The organism is Psychroflexus maritimus (assembly GCF_011089875.1).
Taxonomy (GTDB): Bacteria; Bacteroidota; Bacteroidia; order Flavobacteriales; family Flavobacteriaceae; genus Psychroflexus; species Psychroflexus maritimus.
This window is the reverse complement of the sequence record NZ_JAANAS010000113.1, coordinates 1-275: the sequence shown is the minus strand read 5'-3', so window position 1 is coordinate 275 and position 275 is coordinate 1. Positions and strand designations below refer to the sequence as shown.

Annotated in this window: 1 protein-coding gene; it reads right to left on the bottom strand. The window is 41.8% G+C overall.

Going from position 1 to position 275, the window contains the following annotated elements; all coding sequences use genetic code 11:
- A partial coding sequence (locus G7034_RS11340) for a hypothetical protein (protein ID WP_166401073.1) occupies window positions 1-275 on the bottom strand: 275 nt, incomplete at both ends.

The window sequence follows — 275 nt, the reverse complement described above, 5'->3', positions numbered from 1 at the left end:
TGATCGCCTTGCGTGATTTCTTCAACTTTACTAAATAAATTAAAGGTTGCTTGTTCATTGGTGGTGCTTCCTCCGGTTTCATCATCACAAACTGACAAACGCTCTGGGGCAATGATGTCTGGTAAGGGTTCTACGATTAATTCGATGGCTTCAATAGCAAAACAATTCAAATCGCTTGTGGGGTCGGTGATGCGAATATAAACGATTTGATTATCCGACTGACTTTCATATTCCTCTGGATTGTTGATGAGGTTGCCCGGATTTTGCTCTTCTGC